Source organism: Brucella sp. JSBI001 (assembly GCF_026014005.1).
Taxonomy (GTDB): Bacteria; Pseudomonadota; Alphaproteobacteria; order Rhizobiales; family Rhizobiaceae; genus Brucella; species Brucella anthropi.
This window is the reverse complement of record NZ_CP110339.1, coordinates 2,333,559-2,351,764: the sequence shown is the minus strand read 5'-3', so window position 1 is coordinate 2,351,764 and position 18,206 is coordinate 2,333,559. Positions and strand designations below refer to the sequence as shown.

The following is an 18,206-nucleotide window of genomic DNA, read 5'->3' as shown; positions in this document are numbered from 1 at the left end:
GACTGACAAGGACCCGATACAGAAAACCTAAACCATAAAAAGATGCATGCCTTCTGAGAAACGGGAGAAATAAACTTTGGCAGTCGGTCGTCAATCCATGCCGCCGCTCAACGCGCTGGTAGTTTTCGACAGTGCGGCTCGGCTCGGGAGTTTCTCTCGCGCAGGTTTGGAGCTCGGCCTCACCCAAAGCGCCGTCAGTCGGCAGATTGGCAAGCTGGAAGCCTTCATAGGCTCGAAACTGTTCAATCGTCTGCCTGTCGGCGTGCAGTTGACTGCTATCGGGGAGAGCTATGCCTCGGAGGTAAGCCGACTTCTGGGCGATCTGAGCGCTGTCACAGACGGCTTGCGGGCATGGATTGGGCCGCGACAAATCACGATCGCCTGTTCACGCGGGATTGCCGACCAGTGGTTCCTATCGCGAATAGGCAGGCTGAAGGCGGAAATTCCCGGAATCGAAATCCGGTTGCGTGTAACGGATGACGTGGCACATCTGCGCCTGGACGAGTTTGATCTTGCGCTATTCTATCGCAAGGAGCGGCCTATCGGGGTCAATCTGACCGTGCTGGGCCGGGAGGAAGTCGTACCCGTCTCAGCGCCAGGCGTGCCCGGCATCATGGAACAGGAGGCACCGGTTCTGCTCGCCATCGAAGATACAATGCGCGAGTGGCAGGGTTGGCCGGAATGGTGGCATGATGCCAGACTTTCTCGTCCAGCCGGTGCACTGGAATGGCGGCTCGGTGACTATGGTCTTTGTGTTGCCGCCGCAACGCAGGGCATCGGTATCACGCTTGGCTGGACTTGGCTTATCAAGGAGCAGCTTGCGAGCGGAACATTGGTCCCGGCGCACAGCCACATGATGCGGTCGGACGCCTATTTCTATCTCATGCGACCAGCTGATCGTCACCAGCGCAAAATCGTGCGGGAAGTGTCCGACTGGCTGATAGCAAGCAATGGAACAGATCCAATCACATAAAGATGATCGGATCTGTTAAAGATATCATTCCTGCGGAAGAGCGACGCGGCGACGCGCAACCATGCGGAAACGGATGTATCCGATAACGGTGATGATCAGCCAGGCAACCTGTGAGATGAAGGAGCCGAGGTTGAAATTCCAGGCAAGCGAATAGATCAGCGCGACCCCGCCCAAAACATTCAGCAACGGAATGACCGGATCATCGACGGTAAAAATACGCAATTGAATCAGCGCATAGCCCAGAAGGTAAAAGAACGCGCCCACCAAGCCGACCACATCCGGCAAACCCATTTTCGATCTCCAGGATCATCAAAATCTGAAAAAGCGGGGATTGCTTTCCTGAACGAAAAGCACCCCTGCCATCACTGTTGAACGCTCCTTTATTCCTGTTCGTGCAAATGCCAAGACACACATTTCGCATGGGGGTATGCACAAAAGTCATACCCAGAAATTCGACATCAACCCTTGAAAATAAGGGGTCCAGTGAGCTACCCCACCCGCAAAAGCCAATAAGCTATGACTTAAACACAGGGGTACAGAATGCCTGAGCAAAAAAGCCAGTTTCAATTGACACGCCGCTCTTTCATGTCGGGCGCAGCCGGCTTTGGCCTTGTTGCGGCAAGTGGCATGAGTGGCCTTATCAATTCTGCAATGGCCGCAGAAGGTGATGGCACACCAAAGAAAGGCGGAGTGCTCAAGCTCGGCATTGGAGGCGGCTCTACCACAGACAATTTCGATCCGCGCCTGCTGAAGGATTGGGTTCCGGTCAATCAGGCTTACATGCTGATGAACGGCCTTGTCGAAATCGACGCCAACAACAAGGCTGTGCCCGAGCTGTTTGAAAGCTGGGAACCGTCTGCCGACGCCAAGGAATGGACCTTCAAGGTTCGTCAGGGCGTGACCTTCCACAACGGCAAGACGCTCGACGCTGACGACATCATCTATTCGATCAACCTGCATCGCGGCGAAACCACATCCGGTGCTCGTTCGCTCGCTTCGGAATTTACCGATGTCGTCAAGGTTGATGCCGCTACAGTCAAGATTGCGCTGACGAGCGGCAACGCCGATCTGCCTTACATCCTGTCCGATTATCACTTCCTCGTGGTTCCCAAGGACTGGACCGATTTCAACAAGCCGGTCGGCACTGGTCCTTTTGTCTTCGAGCGTTTCCAGCCGGGCGTGCGTTCGCGTTTCACGCGTAATGAAAGCTACTGGAAGCCCAATACGGCCTGGGTAGATGCAGTTGAAGTCATCGTCATCAATGATGTGTCGGCCCGTACCAACGCCATGATGTCCGGTCAGGTTCACGCTATCAACCAGCTTGATTTCAAAACTGTCGATCTGCTCAAGCGCAATCCGAACCTCAACATCGTCCAGTCGTCCGGCGGCCAGCATTTCTCCTTCCTGATGGACTGCACGCAGGCGCCGTTCACCGACAACAACGTCCGCCTCGCCGTCAAGCACGCCATCGACCGGGAGCAACTGCTCAAGACAGCCTTGCGCGGCTACGGACGCTTGGGTAACGACAATCCGATCCCGAGCACCGACCCGTTCTTCGACGCTGCACTGCCGCAGCGTGCCTATGATCCGGAAAAGGCAAAGTTCTACCTGAAGCAGGCTGGTATGGATTCGCTGAAAATTCAGCTTTCGGCTTCTGACGCAGCCTTCACTGGCGCCGTCGATGCAGCCGCGATCTTCCGCACTGCTGCAGCCAAGTCAGGGATCGAGATCGATATCAAGCGTGAGCCGGCCGACGGATATTGGGACAATGTCTGGATGAAGGCACCGTTCTGCATGTCTTATCGTGGTGGTCGCCCGACTGCTGATCAGGCCCTGTCGGTCGCTTATGCATCCAACGCTTCGCAAAACGATACACATTGGAAGAACGCTGATTTCGACGCCAAATTGCTCGAAGCCCGTGCAATGCTCGATCAGGCCAAGCGCAAGGAAATCTATGCCGAGCTGCAGGTCATGATCAGCAATGATGGCGGCGCGCTAATCCCAATGTTCGGCGACTATCTCGACGCCACCTCCAAGAAGCTCAAGGGCGTGACCACGCATCCGATGTTCAATCTGATGGGTGCGCGCCTTGCCGAAAAAGTCTGGCTGGAAGCATAATGTTCGTTCTAATTCTCAAGCGTGTGGGGCTCGGGCTCCTCACGCTGTTCCTCGTGTCGGCGTTGATTTTCGCCGGCACGCAGATCCTGCCGGGTGATGTGGCGTCCGCCATTCTCGGTCAGAATGCCACGCCGGAAGCGCTTGCGACGCTGCGCGAAAGCCTCGGTCTCAATCAACCGGTCCTCGCACGCTATTTCGCGTGGCTTGCAGGTTTCGTGACCGGTGATCTTGGCACGTCACTTGCCAACCAGCAGCCAGTTGCCGATCTTTTGTGGCCACGCTTCTGGAATACGATGGCACTGGCAGCCTTTGCCGCGGTCGTCAGCGTTCCAATCGCCATCCTTCTCGGCCTTGTCACCGCGGTCAAACGCGGCGGTATTTTCGACCGTGTTATCAACATTGTGGCGCTGGCCTTCGTTTCACTGCCTGAATATTTCCTCGGCCTGTTGCTGATCCTGTTCCTGTCGATCCGCTTCAACCTGCTGCCAAGCCTTGCCGACACCTATGAAGGCATGACCTTCCTCGAATGGATTCAGGCCACGGCCCTGCCCGCCTTGACGCTGGTTCTCGTGACCGTCGCGCAGATGATGCGCATGACCCGCACGGCCGTTTTGTCGGTGATGGATCAGGCCTATGTCGAAACGGCATATCTCAAAGGACTTCGTACAAAGCGCGTTGTGACCAAGCACGCTCTTCCAAACGCGGCGGCGCCTATCGTCAATGTGGTGGCGTTCAACATCGCCTACCTCATCACCGGTGTGGTGCTTGTCGAAGCTGTTTTCAACTATAACGGCCTTGGCCGCTTCATGGTTGACGCCGTTTCCAAGCGTGACCTTCCGCTCGTGCAGGCTGCGGCCCTCGTCTTTGGCGCGGCTTATGTCATTCTCAATATCATCGCCGATGTCGCTGCCATCGCGCTCAATCCGCGTCTGAGGCACCCCCGATGAAAAAATCTATTCCCCTGACGGCGTGGGTCGGTCTTGCGATCGTCACGCTCTGCCTCCTGATGTTTCTGTTTGGCCCGCTAATCGCGCCTTATGGTCAGGAAGAAATCGTTGGTGCACCGTTTGATCCGCCATCGGCACAGTTCTGGTTCGGTCTCGATCAGAATGGTCGCGACATGCTCTCGCGCTTGCTCTTCGGTGCGCAGATGTCGATTGGCGTCTCGCTCGCAGCGTCGCTCCTGTCGTTCAGCGTTGGGGTACCGCTCGGCTTCCTTGCAGCCATCTTCGGCGGCTGGGTCGATACGATCCTTTCGCGCATCGTCGATACCGTCATGTGCATTCCGGTGCTCATTTCGGCGCTTGTCATCCTGCAGGCGCTCGGCTCGTCACTGCCGGTTCTGATCATCACCATCGCATTGCTTGATTCCACCCGCGTGTTTCGTTTGGCGCGTATCGTGGCGCAGGGCGTCAATGTGCTGGAATATGCTGAAACCGCCCGTCTTCGTGGCGAAGGTCTCGGCTGGCTGATCTGGCGTGAAATCCTGCCGAATACGCTGCCGCCGCTGATTGCGGAATTCGGCCTGCGTTTTTGCTTCACCTTCCTTTTCGTGGCCGGTCTGTCGTTCCTTGGCCTTGGCATTCAGCCGCCCTTCGCGGATTGGGGCGGCATGGTGAAGGACAACCAGCAGGCTATTCTCTACGGCCTCTACGCACCGCTTTTCCCGGCGGCTGCAATCGCCATCCTCACTGTTGGCGTCAATCTCGTCGTTGACTGGCTTCTCGCCGGACGCACGACCACGCAGGGAGCTGATCGATGAGCAAGGATATCGTTCTTTCAATCTCCGACCTCGTCGTCAAAGCACCCAATGGCGCAACGCTTGTCGATCATGTCGATGTGACGCTGAAGCGCGGTGAAGTGCTTGGTCTTATTGGCGAGTCCGGCGCAGGCAAATCCACGATTGGCCTTGCCGCGATGGGCTATGGCCGTGGCGGCTGCAGGATCGCTGAAGGCACAGTTGTCGTTGACGATATTTCGCTGATGGATGGCACCCGCGAGACCCGTGAAAAGGCGCGCGGCGCACGCATCGCCTATGTGGCACAAAGTGCGGCGGCGTCGTTTAATCCGGCGCACCGCATCGGTGATCAGATCATGGAAGGCCCGCTTTATCACGGCCTCATGACCAAAGCCGAAGCAAAGAGCTGGATGCTGGAGCTGCTGCATACATTGCAGCTTCCCGATGCCGACACCTTTGGTGATCGCTATCCGCATCAGGTTTCCGGTGGTCAGTTGCAGCGCGCGATGGTTGCTATGGCCATGTCCTGCCGCCCGGATATTCTGGTGCTGGACGAGCCGACAACCGCGCTGGACGTCACGACCCAGATCGAAGTGCTGGCACTCCTGCGCAGCCTGATCCAGCGTTACAACACTGCCGCTCTTTACATCACGCATGACCTTGCAGTCGTGGCCCAAATTGCCGACCGCATCATGGTTCTGCGTCACGGCAAAATGGTCGAGCTTGGTTCTGCAGAAGAAATTCTCGAAGCGCCAAAGCAGGACTATACCCAGCGTCTGGTGTCTGAGCGTGAATCGAGCATTTCGGGCGAACAGGCCGAACACAAGACCGGCGAAATCCTGCTCGAAGTGAAAAACGCAACCGCCTATTACGGCAAGAAGCTCGTCCTGACCGATGTGGGTTGCTACATCCGTCGCGGCGAAACGCTTGCGGTCGTGGGTGAATCCGGTTCCGGAAAATCAACGCTTGCGCGCATTATTGCAGGCCTGCCGCCACACTCAAGCGGTATCATCACGCTTGCCGGACAACGGCTGGAAGCGAACTACAAAAAGCGCTCGCGCGAAGAACTGCGCCGCATTCAGCTGGTTTACCAGCTTCCGGACGTGGCATTGAACCCACGCCAGACCGTTGGTGAGATCATCGGTCGTCCGATGAAGTTCTATTTCGGCATGAATGAGGACCAGCGCGAGATCGAGGTCAAGCGCCTGCTTGAACTGATCGGCCTGCCTGCCGACTTTGCGAACCGCCTTCCGGGCGCACTTTCAGGCGGACAGAAACAACGCGTGTGTATCGCCCGCGCGCTGGCAGCAAAGCCTGATCTTATCATCTGCGATGAAGTCACCTCGGCGCTCGACCCGCTCGTGGCTGAGGAAATTCTCAGACTTCTGCGCAAGTTGCAGGACGAATTGCACGTGTCATATCTCTTCATCACCCACGACCTTGGCGTCGTCCGTCGGCTCGCCGACCGCACCATGGTGATGCAGAAGGGCAAGGTGGTCGAAACCGGCACCACGAAGGCAATCTTCGAACCGCCTTACGAGCCCTATACGGAGCAGCTCATCACATCCGTTCCGGAGCTGCGCCGCGACTGGCTGGACGACATACTCAAGGCTCGCGCCGCCAGCTAAACTACCGATGCGGCGCTAATGCCGCACCGGCTCCTCTTTATTGAAATTGGAACCGATCATGACCGTCAATATCACCGAGCACCTGTGGATCACTCTGAAAGATGGTACCCGTCTTGGCGCGCGCCTGTGGCTGCCTGAAGGCGCCGAGGCAAATCCCGTTCCTGCCGTGCTCGAATATATTCCATACCGCAAGCGTGATGGCACCCGTGGCCGCGATGAGCCAATGCATGGCTATTTCGCACAGAACGGCTATGCCGCGATCCGTGTCGACATGCGTGGTACGGGCGAATCCGATGGACATATGGCTGACGAATACATCCAGCAGGAACAGGATGACGCGCTGGAAGTCATCGCCTGGATCGCTGAGCAACCATGGTGCAGCGGCAATGTCGGCATGATGGGCAAGAGCTGGGGTGGCTTCAACGGCCTTCAGGTCGCAGCCTGCCGTCCACCAGCATTGAAGGCGATCATCACCGCCTATTCAACCGACGACCGTTTCCGCGACGACATCCACTACATGGGCGGCCTGCTGCTCAATGATAATCTCTGGTGGGGCACCATCATGCTCGCCTATCAGTCGCGTCCGCTCGATCCGGCGATTGTGGGTGCCGGTTGGCGCGATGCATGGATTGAGCGTCTGGAACGCCTGCCATTCTTCCCGGCGCTCTGGCTCGAACACCAGCATTACGATGAATACTGGAAGCATGGCTCGGTCTGCGAAGACTGGTCAGCAATCCAGTGCCCGGTTCTCGCCATTGGCGCATGGGCCGACAGTTACACCAATGCTGTTCCGCGCCTGCTCGAAAACCTGCAGGTTCCTGCGCGTGGTATTATCGGCCCTTGGGGCCATGTCTATCCGCAGGACGGCCTGCCGGGTCCGGCAATCGGCTTCCTGCAGGAAGCAGTGCGCTGGTGGGATCAGTGGCTCAAGGGCAAAGACACCGGCATCATGGACGAGCCGAAGCTGCGCGCCTATGTCTGCGACACCATCGAGCCGACTGGCTCCCGCGACTTCACCAATGGACGCTGGGTTGGCGAACAGAACTGGCCTTCGACGGAAATCACGCCTAAGTCCTTCGCGCTTGGTGCAGATTTCACGCTGGGCAAGGCCGATGCCGCCAAGGCTGTGCTTTCGATTTCCTCGCCAAACAGCCACGGTAAGGCTGGCGGCGAATGGATGGCAACGGGTTGCCCCGGCGAACACCCGACCGATCAGCGTCTTGACGATGGCGGCTCGCTCAACTTCGACACACCCGTCCTGACCGAAGATCTTGAAATTCTGGGTGCGCCGGTTGCTCGCCTGACATTTACCGTTGATCAACCGGTTGCACAGGTTTCGCTGCGCCTGAGCGACGTTCTGCCGGATGGCCGCATCACCCGCGTCAGCTATCAGGTCTTCAACCTCAACCACATCAACGGCCATGACAAGCCGGAAATGCTGGCGCCGGGCAAGACCTATGAAATCGCGATCAAGCTCAACGATAGTGGCTATAGCTTCAAGAAGGGCCATCGCATCCGTCTTTCGGTTGCAACGGGTTACTGGCCGATGGTCTGGCCATCGCCAAAGCGCGTGATGCTGACGCTCGACACCGCCACATCGGTTCTCGATCTGCCCGTGCGCCTGCCGTCTGCTGACGATGCGAAGGTTTGCTTCCAGAAGCCAGCGCATGGCCCGGCAACACCGATGACCCAGCTTGATCCGGGCAGCGTACGCCGCTGGACCGAACAGGATCACGTCACCGGCGAAACGCTCTATGTGACGGAAGGCATCGGCGGTCTGTTCGGCGAAGGCATCTTGCGCTTTGACGATCTCGGTACACAGTTGAGCCACAGCCTCAAGCGCGAGCTGCGCGTCAATGACAATGACCCGCTGTCGGCATCCTATGTGCTGACACAGGCCTATCAGATGGGGCGTGAAGGCTGGATGATCGACATCGAAAGCACCACGAAGATGCATTCAGATGCTGAGAGTTTCTACATTTCCGGCGTACTGACGGCGAAGGAAAATGGCGGGACGGTCAAAATTCGCGAATGGAACCAGACTATTCCGCGCGACCATCTTTAAATGGTCACCACCAGCGTCAGTCCATTTTATTGGATTGACGCTGGTGATGAAACATATGCCGGACGGCACAATGCCAGTTCAATTCAGCTGAACAAAACGTCGTCGGACGTCAATTCGCTCAGCAAGACACCTTCAATTACAATCCCATTCGTTGCGCCATCGATGCTGACGAAAACACCGTCTGGTGTATCAACTGACGCCGCGACGAAGCTGGCGAAATCAGTTATGACCTCAGTATCCCGGAACAAAAGCACATCGCCACCTTGGACATCAAAGTCGGTGACGTGATCAATATCGTTGGATTGCAGTGATGCATTGTCCCAAATGAATGTATCGGCTTCAGTTCCACCGCTGAGAGTGTCTGCACCGGTTCCGCCCAATAACCGGTCGGAGCTTGCGCCACCGTACAGTTTATCATCGCCCTCGCCACCGAGAAGGCTGTCCAGCCCAAACGCTCCATGGATCACGTCGTTGCCCCCGCGACCATTATAGGTATCGTTCCCACTCAAACCTTCACGATAACTCTCGATGCTGACGATGCGGTCATCGCCGTTTCCGCCGAATACCTGAGCACCCTGATAGGCGGAGATGACACTGATGTTGAACACCTCGGTCGAGGTATAGTCGGCGGCGTCGAACTTGAAACCGGCTGCCACATCGTCGAAAGTGACGGCCAATGTATCAATACCGTCGCCTCCATCAATGGTGCCAAGTCCTCCATCCGAATAGATCGAAAACGTGTCGTTTCCGGCACCGCCGTGCATTTCAAACCAATAGCCACTATAGCCGCTGTCTATTGATCCTGCGGTGAAGTAGTCGTTTCCGTCGCCTCCAAACAAGATATCGCCGTCCGTGCCCGTGTTCTGTAAATAGTCGTCGCCTGCTCCACCCAATAGTATGTCGGTTCCAGCTCCGCCGTAGAGACGGTCATTGCCATCTCCTCCATTCAGCGTGTCGTTACCTTCGTCGCCCATCAGGGTATCGTTTCCCCTGCCGCCGCTGAGCTTATCGTTGCCATCATTACCGGACAGCGTGTCATTGCCATTACCGCCGTCGATCACATCATCACCGCTGCCGCCCTTGATCTGGTCGTCACCATCCCCGCCCAGTAGATTGTCGTGGCCCGCTCCACCGGTTATCTGGTCGTTGCCAGTACCGCCTCGCACATAATCATTGCCCGCGCCTGCATGTATGTTGGCAAACTGGAAGCCCGTAGCGTCGATAGTATCATTGCCCGCGCCGGTCTTGAGGTTGAGGCGTTCCAGATCGGTGAAGTAGAGGTGATCAAAGCTTGAGCTGCCATCTCCCCAATAGGCATGCCCCTGCATTGCGTTAAACGCAACTGAGTCTGAACGATTGGATAAATCGGTAACGAGCGTATCAACCCCTTCATCACCTCTTGCCGCACCGCCCGAAAAATTGAATATGAGGCGGTCGTTGCCGCTGGCGCCGTTTAATTCATCGAACTCCGGCACATTGCGCCATGTTGTTGTCAGGACGTCATCGCCCGCACCGCCGTCGATGATATCGCTACCAAGACCTCCGTCGACGATGTCATTTCCCGCAAGGGCCCAGATGCGGTCATTCTCTTCCGTGCCAACTATAGTATCGGCATCATTGGTTCCAACGATCTTCGGCATCGCATGTCCTCCTAATGAATATAGCAGAAGTATGGGCGAATATTTTATCATAGTTAAATAAGATAATATTACATTCAAAACTATTTTGATTATCAAAGTAATTTAATGATAGATATTATGGTATATGGAAGATAATTGTAAATTATAAATCGACTTGGTTGTGAGCCGATATTCTCATCGAAGCGAAGTGCGATTTGGAACGGAAGCTTCGATTATTTTCATCCAGATGGATGCTTCCTCGACCGTAACTGACCGGTGTATGGACGGTACGATTAGGCTTCGTACTCAGTCCCTATTGCAATAGCAGTGCGCGCTTGCTTAATTGAAAAAATGGCGTTTACCCTGCGGCAGTTACAATACTTCATCGCTGTGGCCGAACAGGGGTCTGTGACCCGTGCGGCGCAGAAACTATCCATTTCCCAATCGTCCGTTACAGAAGCCGTCAAAGAACTTGAGACGGACCTGAATGTAGAGCTTTTCGAACGGCACCCTCGCGGCCTTACCGTTACACATAACGGTCATCAGTTTTTGCGCCACGCAACGAAAATTCTGGCAGACGTATCGGATGCCCGCCGCTCCTTCACGGACAATCGCATTCAGGAAAAAGGTAAACTCAATCTCGGCGTCACCTCGCTCGTCGCGGGTTATGTGCTGTCGGACCTGCTTGCCCGCTATCGCCGGGCTTTTCCCGGCGTTGAAATCAGCGCCATCGAGGATAATGGTTCCTATCTTGAACATCTCCTGGTCGGTGGTGAACTGGACGTGGCAGTGATGGTTATCTCCAATCTCCGGGACCGTATGGCACTTCACGCGGAAATTCTCGAAACTTCGCCATATCGATTGTGGTTGCCGCTCGGCCATCCGCTGGTCCCGACGGACAGCATTTCGGTAAGCGACATTGCGAAGGAGCCGCTGATTATGCTGACAGTGGATGAAATCGAGGAAAATACCGGCAAGCTGCTTGCCGCTCTCGGCGCTCGCCCGCATGTGGCTTTCCGCACGCGTTCAGTGGAAGCCGTGCGCAGTTTGGTAGCCACAGGCGCGGGCATCGCGCTCCTTCCCGATCTCGTCTATCGCCCTTGGTCGCTGGAAGGCGATCGCATCGAAAGCCGCGATGTCTCTGGGTCACTGCCTGTCGTGCAGATCGGCATGGCCTGGCGCAAGGGATCGAGCCTGCCCCAATCCGCGCGTGACTTCATCGGTATTGCCGAAGCTGCCCGTTCGGGCAGATTGCGTTAAGCTTCGATATCGGAAAAATCGATACCAGCTTTTCGATAAATGAATTTGCGAAAGGCAGGGTTTCAGCACACGATCCGCTCCGGGAACAAAATCACTGAATGTGAAAAAACGGGAGTGGTCGATGAAAAAGATTCTGCAATCCTGTACCGCCTTGATGGCTGTCGCAAGCTTTGCGACGCAGACCATCGCCGCCGAACCGCTGAAAGCGATCGGCGAAGGTGAAGGCGCGCTGAGCATCGTGGCCTGGGCGGGCTATATTGAACGCGGCGAGACCGACAAGAACTACGACTGGGTTACGGATTTCGAGAAGGAAACCGGCTGCAAGGTCAGCGTGAAGACCGCCGCCACTTCCGATGAAATGGTCGCGCTGATGAATGAAGGCGGCTTCGATCTGGTCACCGCTTCCGGTGACGCCTCGCTCCGCCTCGTGGCTGGAAAGCGTGTTCAGCCGATCAATACCGACCTTATCCCAAGCTGGAAGACCGTAGACGAACGGCTGCAAAATGCGCCGTGGTTCACCGTCAAGGACGTGCATTACGGTGTGCCCTATCTCTGGGGGCCGAATGTGCTGATGTACAACACTGATGTTTTCAAGGACGAAGCGCCGAAGAGTTGGAACGTGGTGTTCGAGGAACAGACCCTGCCGGATGGCAAGTCCAACAAGGGCCGCGTGCAGGCCTATGACGGCCCAATCTATATTGCGGACGCCGCCCTCTATCTCATGAAGCACAAGCCGGAACTTGGTATCAAGAATCCGTACGAACTCAATGAAGACCAGTATAAGGCAGCACTTGATCTCTTGCGTGGACAGCGCAAGCTCGTCAGCCGTTATTGGCATGACGCCATGATCCAGATTGACGATTTCAAGAATGAAGGTGTCGTGGCTTCCGGCTCATGGCCGTTCCAGGTCAATCTTCTGAAATCGGAAAACGCAAAGATTGGCTCGACTTTCCCGGAGGAAGGTGCGACCGGCTGGGCCGACACCACCATGCTGCATGTGGATAGCGAGCACCCCAATTGTGCCTATAAGTGGTTCGAGCATTCGCTAAAACCGAAAGTTCAGGGCGATGCCGCAGCCTGGTTCGGTGCTGTACCGTCCGTTCCGGCAGCCTGCAAGGGTAATGCGCTCCTGACCGATGCAGGTTGCGCGACCAATGGCTTCGATAATTTCGCCAAGATCAGCTTCTGGCGCACGCCGACAGCCAAATGCGAAAGCCAGGGCGAATGCGTGCCCTATCATCGCTGGGTATCGGATTATATCGGCGTCATTGGCGGTCGCTGACATCGACTATCATAAGCTCGAAGATCGCCCTTCCTTCTGTTGAAGGAAGGGAACGGAAAGACGTGCCCGCCCGCCAACAGAGGCTGGCGCTCCATGATGGATAGAACCATGACAGCAGCAGTTCGTTTCGAAAATGTGAGCCGTTACTTCGGCGAAGTCCGTGCCGTCGATCATGTCAATTTGACCATCGCGTCCGGTGAATTCTTTGCCATGCTCGGCCCTTCCGGTTCCGGCAAGACAACCTGTCTGCGGCTGATTGCAGGCTTCGAGCAGCCGACTGACGGCACAATCGAAATCTTTGGCGAAAGTGCGGGCGGCGTGCCGCCCTACCGGCGCAACGTCAACACGGTCTTTCAGGATTATGCGCTGTTTCCGCATCTCAGCATTCTGGACAATGTGGCCTATGGGCTGATGGTGCGCGGCGCCGGAAAGGCTGAACGACACCGTGCCGCCGAGGACATGCTGGAACTGGTCAAGCTGCCCGGTTATGGCGCACGCAAGCCGAGCCAGCTTTCCGGCGGACAGCGACAGCGCGTCGCGCTGGCTCGCGCCCTCGTCAATAAGCCCAAAGTGCTGCTTCTCGATGAGCCGCTCGGTGCTCTCGACCTCAAACTGCGCGAGCAGATGCAGGAAGAGCTGAAGAGCCTGCAAAAGGCGCTCGGCATCACCTTTGTCTTCGTGACCCATGATCAGGGCGAAGCGCTGTCCATGGCGGACCGTATCGCTGTCTTCAACAATGGTCGTATCGTTCAGGCCGGAACGCCACAGGAAATATATAACCGCCCGCAAACCCGGTTTGTTGCCGATTTTGTCGGCTCTTCCAATGTCGTCGCGCCGGAGGTTATGGCTGCATTCGGCGGCGAACGACGTTGGGCAAGCCTCCGCCCGGAATCCATTCGCCTTGCAGACAAGAGTGATAAGGTCGGGGTCGCGGCGCGGATCGAAACCGCCAGCTTCCTTGGGTCATCTACACGTCTCGGTGTTGAAGCTGAAGGCGCCAGACTGCATGTCATGCTGCCTGCTGGTGCAACCGTTCCCGAGACCGGATCGGATATCCGTATTGTCTGGAATCCGGGTGACGTTCATTACATGGATCAAGCAGCATGACCGGCGTGCAGGCTTCCACACTCGCGAACTCCGGGACCAATCCGGCGGCTTCCATCTTGCCGCAGCGCGGCGGAATGCTCGGTCGCCTCTCCGACCTGTTCTGGCGTCGTCCGGGATTGCTGCTGTTTCTCATGATTACGCCGCCACTGCTGTGGCTGGGCATCATCTATATCGGCTCGCTGATCGCACTTCTGTTGCAGAGTTTCTTTTCGGTCGATGATTTCTCCGGTCTGATCGACTATAATTTCACGCTTGCCACCTATGCGCAGCTCTTCAACTCGGCCAATCTCGACATCATCATACGCACCGTCTCGATGGCTGCGCTGGTCACGGTCGCATCGGCCTTCATCGCCTTTCCCATCGCCTATTATGCCGCCCGCTACGCACGTGGGCGCTGGAAAGCGCTGTTCTATCTCGCATCATGCTGCCGCTCTGGTCGAGCTATCTGGTCAAGGTCTATGCGTGGAAACTGATCCTCGCCAAGGAAGGCATCCTGACCTGGATATTTGCAAAACTGCACCTGTCCTGGCTGCTTGACGGCATCCTGTCCTTACCCGTCATCGGCGGCAATTCGCTGTCGGTCAGCTATCTCGGCACGTTCATCGTCTTCGTCTATATCTGGCTGCCCTATATGATCCTGCCGACGCAGGCAGCACTTGAGCGTGTGCCCGGCAATCTGGTCGAGGCGTCGTCCGATCTCGGCGCAACGCCGGCGCAGACTTTCCGAACCGTGCTTATGCCGCTTGCCATGCCGGGCATCATTGCGGGATCGATCTTCACTTTTTCGCTGACACTTGGCGATTACATCATTCCGCAGATCATCGGCTCGTCGCGCCTGTTCATCGGGCAGGCCGTCTATACCCAGCAGGGAACGGCAGGCAATGTGCCGCTGGCGGCTGCCTTCTCCGTCGTGCCGATCGTCATCATGGCCATTTATTTGTGGATCGCCAAGAAACAGGGGGCTTTCGATGCGCTCTGATCGTAACAACCGCGCTTCCTTCGGATTGAAGCTTGCTGCCGGACTGGGTCTCGCCTTCCTGCATCTGCCGATCCTGCTCATCTTCGTCTATGCCTTCACGACGGAAGAGAAGAGCTATCAATGGCCGCCGCCGGGCTTCACGCTGCAATGGTTCGAAGTCACCTGGAATCGCGCCGATGTTTGGTCGTCGCTGGCGCTCTCCGTGCAGGTGGCGACGATTGCGACCCTGATTGCGCTCGTGCTTGGAACGTTGTGCGCCGCCGCTGTCAGCCGAACGCATTTCTTCGGACGCGAAAGCATTTCGCTGCTGGTCATCCTGCCCATAGCTTTGCCCGGCGTTGTAACCGGCATCGCGTTGCGCTCGGCCTTCTCGCTGTTCGACATTCCGTTTTCGATGTGGACCATCGTGCTTGGTCACGCGACCTTCTGCGTGGTGGTCGTCTACAACAACGCTGTGGCCCGCTTTCGGCGCACCTCCGGTTCGCTGATTGAGGCCTCGATGGATCTTGGTGCCAACGGATTCCAGACATTCCGCTATGTGATCCTGCCGAATATCGGAACGGCTTTGCTCGCAGGCGGCATGCTCGCCTTCGCACTGTCCTTCGATGAGGTGATCGTCACCACATTTACTGGCGGCCAGCAGATGACCCTGCCGATCTGGATGCTTCAGGAACTCATTCGGCCGCGTCAGCGCCCCGTCACCAATGTGGTGGCCATGGTGGTGGTTCTGGTGACCTTCCTGCCCATCCTCGCAGCCTACTATCTCACCCGCGATGGCGATCAGGTCGCCGGTCACGGGAAATGACACAAGGGAGAACGACATGAACACCGAAATGTTGATTGGCTCGCGCTTTGAAGCGGGTACGGAGACGGAAGAAAACGTCCTCAATCCCAAGACCGGGGAGACCGTTCTCAAGCTGCCCGAGGCATCGCTAGGACAGATCGACGCTGCAGTCGCCGCAGCAGACGAGGCATTCAAGACCTGGTCACGCACCACACCCGCCGAACGTTCCAATTATCTCCTCAAAATCGCCGATGCGATTGAGCGGGACGCTGAAGGGTTCGCCACGCTGGAAGCGCTCAATTGCGGCAAGCCGATCAATGCTGTCATCAATGACGAGATTCCGGCCATCGTGGATTGTTATCGCTTCTTTGCGGGTGCAGTGCGTAATCTTCATGGACCGCTTGCCGCCGAATACATCCCGAACCACACATCGATGATCCGTCGTGATCCGGTTGGCATTGTCGGCTCCATCGCTCCTTGGAATTATCCTTTGATGATGATGGCATGGAAACTGGCGCCAGCCATTGCGGGCGGCAATACGGTGGTTTTCAAACCGTCCGAACAGACTCCGCTTACCGCGCTGAAAATGGCCAATCTGCTGGCGGATATTCTGCCGGAGGGCGTCGTCAATGTCGTTCTGGGGCGAGGTGAAACCGTCGGCAACGCGCTGATCAACCATCCGCGGATCGACATGGTGTCAATCACCGGTGATGTCGCGACCGGCAAGAAGGTCTTGCAGGCCGCGGCCAAGACCGTGAAGCGCACTCATCTGGAGCTTGGCGGCAAAGCGCCCGTCATTGTCTTCGATGATGCGGACATCGAAGCCGTGGTCAACGGTATCCGCACCTTCGGCTATTACAATGCCGGACAGGACTGCACCGCTGCCTGCCGCATCTATGCAGATGCACGCATTTACGACCGTTTCGTCGCGGACCTGTCATCTGCTGTTTCGAGTATTCGCTACAATCTGGACGACGACAGCCAGAACGAGATCGGACCGCTCATTTCCCGCCGACAGCGCGACCGTGTCGAAAGTTTTGTGGCTCGCGCTCGCGAGCACAAGCATATCGAGGTGACCGCGGGTGGTAATACGTCCGGTGCCAATGGCTTTTTCTTCGAACCGACCGTCATTGCAGGTGCATTGCAGGAAGATGAAATCGTGCGACGCGAAGTCTTCGGTCCGGTTGTATCGGTCACACGCTTCAGCGAAGTCGAGGAAGCCGTGCGATGGGCGAACGACAGTGACTACGGGCTGGCCTCGTCGGTCTGGACCAAGGATGTCAGCAAGGGCATGCAGGCCGCAGCCCGCCTGCAATATGGCTGCACATGGATCAACACCCACTTCATGCTGACAAACGAGATGCCGCATGGCGGCCTGAAACAGTCGGGCTACGGCAAGGACATGTCGATTTACGCGCTGGAAGATTACACCGCCGTGCGTCATGTCATGATAGCTCACTAGGGGAAATGCTGAGAAGTGAGAGGCATTTCTTGTGAACAAGATCTGCGCCAAAACAAACAGTTAGAACGCCGATCTGATTCAATCAGATCGGCGTTCTATTACGCATCACAGATGTATTGTTCCGTCGCTGTTCGCCCGTCGCTTTGAAGCTCTTCAAACAAGGCTGACATAAAGTATGGCAGTGCCTATGATCATTCATCAATATTGTTGAACGATATATTCCATGTTAGAACTTGTCCGTCATGGAATGCGCGGTGGCGTATCGTGGCGATCCAAACGCAAGAGAACGACAGAGCGCTTCATGAAGATAAATTCGATCACGCCGCGGCCTGCCGATGCTGCTGTTCGCATGGCCGTCAAACCAGTGATCTGTTATCCGGTCGATACGCTGCGACGACCTGATCTCGATGCCTATCGCGCCCTTCGCGACAAACTTGTTCTTGTCGAGCGCATCACCGTGCAGCCGAGGGATGCAGAGTGCTGGCCCGTTCCGGCCGGGCATTTCTGCCGTATCGTATGCAGCGAGGGACCGCAGGTCGGTGATCTCAACCTGTTCAATGCGGACGACCTCAACGAGAAATTCTATAGCGGCAAGACGCGCGCGCTTAACGGAACTCATGTGGGGCTGGGAGACCAGCTGTTCTCCAGTTTTCCTTACTTGCGTCCGATGGCCACCATCACTCACGACAGTCTGGACTGGTATGGTTTCGACGAATTTGGCGGCGCGGTGCATGACGTGATCGGCACGCGCTGCGATCCTTATACCAATAATCTTCTGAGTCATGGCGGGCAGTACCATCACTGCTGCCATTCCAACCTCACGCGCGCTTTTGCGAAGCAGACGGGCAAGCCGCTGCACGAGGCCGAAACCTATATTCACGACGTGCTCAACGTGTTCATGTGCACGGGCTTCACCCGGGATACTGGGCAATATTTCATGAAGGCAAGCCCTGTTCGACCGGGCGACTATCTGGAATTCTTTGCCGAGATCAATCTTCTTGGCTGTCTGTCGGCCTGTCCCGGGGGTGACTGTTCGGCAGAACATTCTTCCGATACTGCCGCCTGCCATCCGATGGTGGTAGAGATTTACAAGCCAGAACGTCTGCCGGAAGGCTGGGCGCCGCCTGCTCTCAACGGATATGATCGCACACACGGTTTCTGAACCAACAGCAGATCAACAAAAACGCCGCG

14 protein-coding genes and 1 pseudogene are annotated in these 18,206 nt (G+C 56.6%); 13 read left to right on the top strand and 2 right to left on the bottom strand.

Annotated elements, in window-relative coordinates:
• Window positions 1–76: 76 nt before the first annotated feature.
• On the top strand, window positions 77–973 hold the full coding sequence (locus tag LJ361_RS11055; protein ID WP_010660512.1) for a LysR family transcriptional regulator: 897 nt from the start codon (window positions 77–79) through the stop codon (window positions 971–973).
• A gap of 24 nt (window positions 974–997) precedes the next feature.
• Here the strand turns inward: LJ361_RS11055 and LJ361_RS11050 are convergent, their stop codons facing one another.
• On the bottom strand, window positions 998–1,264 hold the full coding sequence (locus tag LJ361_RS11050) for a CBU_0592 family membrane protein (protein WP_011982533.1): 267 nt from the start codon (window positions 1,262–1,264) through the stop codon (window positions 998–1,000).
• 249 nt (window positions 1,265–1,513) lie between these two features.
• Between LJ361_RS11050 and LJ361_RS11045 the strand changes: the two genes are divergently transcribed.
• From LJ361_RS11045 to LJ361_RS11025, 5 genes are read left to right on the top strand one after another with little or no spacing between them, the layout of a single operon-like run.
• A complete protein-coding gene (locus tag LJ361_RS11045) occupies window positions 1,514–3,091 on the top strand; it encodes an ABC transporter substrate-binding protein (RefSeq protein WP_264813540.1) in 1,578 nt (525 codons plus the stop codon).
• The gene (locus tag LJ361_RS11040) at window positions 3,091–4,038 is read left to right on the top strand and encodes an ABC transporter permease (RefSeq protein WP_011982535.1); all 948 of its coding nucleotides are present in this window, start codon (window positions 3,091–3,093) and stop codon (window positions 4,036–4,038) included. Before LJ361_RS11045 ends, LJ361_RS11040 begins: the two co-directional genes overlap by 1 nt.
• Entirely contained in the window at window positions 4,035–4,853 is an 819-nt protein-coding gene (locus tag LJ361_RS11035) for an ABC transporter permease (protein ID WP_010660508.1), read from the top strand. Before LJ361_RS11040 ends, LJ361_RS11035 begins: the two co-directional genes overlap by 4 nt.
• Entirely contained in the window at window positions 4,850–6,457 is a 1,608-nt protein-coding gene (locus LJ361_RS11030) for an ABC transporter ATP-binding protein (protein ID WP_125334674.1), read from the top strand. The genes LJ361_RS11035 and LJ361_RS11030 overlap by 4 nt, the downstream gene beginning before the upstream one ends.
• Before the next feature lie 58 nt (window positions 6,458–6,515).
• Window positions 6,516–8,522 (top strand): CocE/NonD family hydrolase, encoded by a 2,007-nt coding sequence (locus LJ361_RS11025; RefSeq protein ID WP_264813538.1) that lies wholly within the window; start codon window positions 6,516–6,518, stop codon window positions 8,520–8,522.
• A gap of 83 nt (window positions 8,523–8,605) precedes the next feature.
• Here LJ361_RS11025 and LJ361_RS23490 read toward each other — a convergent pair whose 3' ends face one another.
• Entirely contained in the window at window positions 8,606–10,162 is a 1,557-nt protein-coding gene (locus LJ361_RS23490; RefSeq protein ID WP_278436514.1) for a calcium-binding protein, read from the bottom strand.
• Window positions 10,163–10,492: 330 nt separating this feature from the next.
• Here LJ361_RS23490 and LJ361_RS11005 point away from each other — a divergent pair, with 330 nt between their 5' ends.
• From LJ361_RS11005 to LJ361_RS10975, 7 genes and pseudogenes are all read left to right on the top strand, one after another.
• A complete protein-coding gene (locus LJ361_RS11005; RefSeq protein ID WP_010660504.1) occupies window positions 10,493–11,401 on the top strand; it encodes a LysR family transcriptional regulator in 909 nt (302 codons plus the stop codon).
• Window positions 11,402–11,522: 121 nt separating this feature from the next.
• Window positions 11,523–12,683 (top strand): ABC transporter substrate-binding protein, encoded by a 1,161-nt coding sequence (locus LJ361_RS11000; RefSeq protein WP_264813535.1) that lies wholly within the window; start codon window positions 11,523–11,525, stop codon window positions 12,681–12,683.
• A 108-nt stretch (window positions 12,684–12,791) separates the two neighbouring features.
• Complete coding sequence (locus LJ361_RS10995; protein WP_264813533.1) at window positions 12,792–13,790, top strand: ABC transporter ATP-binding protein; 999 nt, start codon at window positions 12,792–12,794, stop codon at window positions 13,788–13,790.
• Window positions 13,787–14,769: pseudogene (locus LJ361_RS10990) on the top strand (ABC transporter permease). The gene LJ361_RS10995 and the pseudogene LJ361_RS10990 overlap by 4 nt, the downstream one beginning before the upstream one ends.
• Window positions 14,759–15,574 carry an ABC transporter permease gene (locus LJ361_RS10985; RefSeq protein ID WP_010660500.1) on the top strand — a complete coding sequence of 272 codons (816 nt, stop codon included), beginning with the start codon at window positions 14,759–14,761 and terminating at the stop codon, window positions 15,572–15,574. Before LJ361_RS10990 ends, LJ361_RS10985 begins: the two are co-directional and overlap by 11 nt.
• Before the next feature lie 16 nt (window positions 15,575–15,590).
• Window positions 15,591–17,015: a gamma-aminobutyraldehyde dehydrogenase gene (locus LJ361_RS10980; protein ID WP_264813531.1), complete on the top strand. Its 1,425-nt coding sequence runs from the start codon at window positions 15,591–15,593 to the stop codon at window positions 17,013–17,015.
• A 301-nt stretch (window positions 17,016–17,316) separates the two neighbouring features.
• Window positions 17,317–18,177, top strand: coding sequence for an urea carboxylase-associated family protein (locus LJ361_RS10975; protein ID WP_264813529.1), 861 nt, complete (start codon window positions 17,317–17,319; stop codon window positions 18,175–18,177).
• Window positions 18,178–18,206: the final 29 nt, after the last annotated feature.

Coding starts and splice junctions, on each gene's coding strand:
- LJ361_RS11050 (WP_011982533.1), bottom strand. CDS start 1,264: ATGGGTTTGCCGGATGTGGTCGGCTTGGTGGGCGCGTTCTTTTACCTT.
- LJ361_RS11045 (WP_264813540.1), top strand. CDS start 1,514: ATGCCTGAGCAAAAAAGCCAGTTTCAATTGACACGCCGCTCTTTCATG.
- LJ361_RS11040 (WP_011982535.1), top strand. CDS start 3,091: ATGTTCGTTCTAATTCTCAAGCGTGTGGGGCTCGGGCTCCTCACGCTG.
- LJ361_RS11035 (WP_010660508.1), top strand. CDS start 4,035: ATGAAAAAATCTATTCCCCTGACGGCGTGGGTCGGTCTTGCGATCGTC.
- LJ361_RS11030 (WP_125334674.1), top strand. CDS start 4,850: ATGAGCAAGGATATCGTTCTTTCAATCTCCGACCTCGTCGTCAAAGCA.
- LJ361_RS11025 (WP_264813538.1), top strand. CDS start 6,516: ATGACCGTCAATATCACCGAGCACCTGTGGATCACTCTGAAAGATGGT.
- LJ361_RS23490 (WP_278436514.1), bottom strand. CDS start 10,162: ATGCCGAAGATCGTTGGAACCAATGATGCCGATACTATAGTTGGCACG.
- LJ361_RS11005 (WP_010660504.1), top strand. CDS start 10,493: ATGGCGTTTACCCTGCGGCAGTTACAATACTTCATCGCTGTGGCCGAA.
- LJ361_RS11000 (WP_264813535.1), top strand. CDS start 11,523: ATGAAAAAGATTCTGCAATCCTGTACCGCCTTGATGGCTGTCGCAAGC.
- LJ361_RS10995 (WP_264813533.1), top strand. CDS start 12,792: ATGACAGCAGCAGTTCGTTTCGAAAATGTGAGCCGTTACTTCGGCGAA.
- LJ361_RS10985 (WP_010660500.1), top strand. CDS start 14,759: ATGCGCTCTGATCGTAACAACCGCGCTTCCTTCGGATTGAAGCTTGCT.
- LJ361_RS10980 (WP_264813531.1), top strand. CDS start 15,591: ATGAACACCGAAATGTTGATTGGCTCGCGCTTTGAAGCGGGTACGGAG.
- LJ361_RS10975 (WP_264813529.1), top strand. CDS start 17,317: ATGAAGATAAATTCGATCACGCCGCGGCCTGCCGATGCTGCTGTTCGC.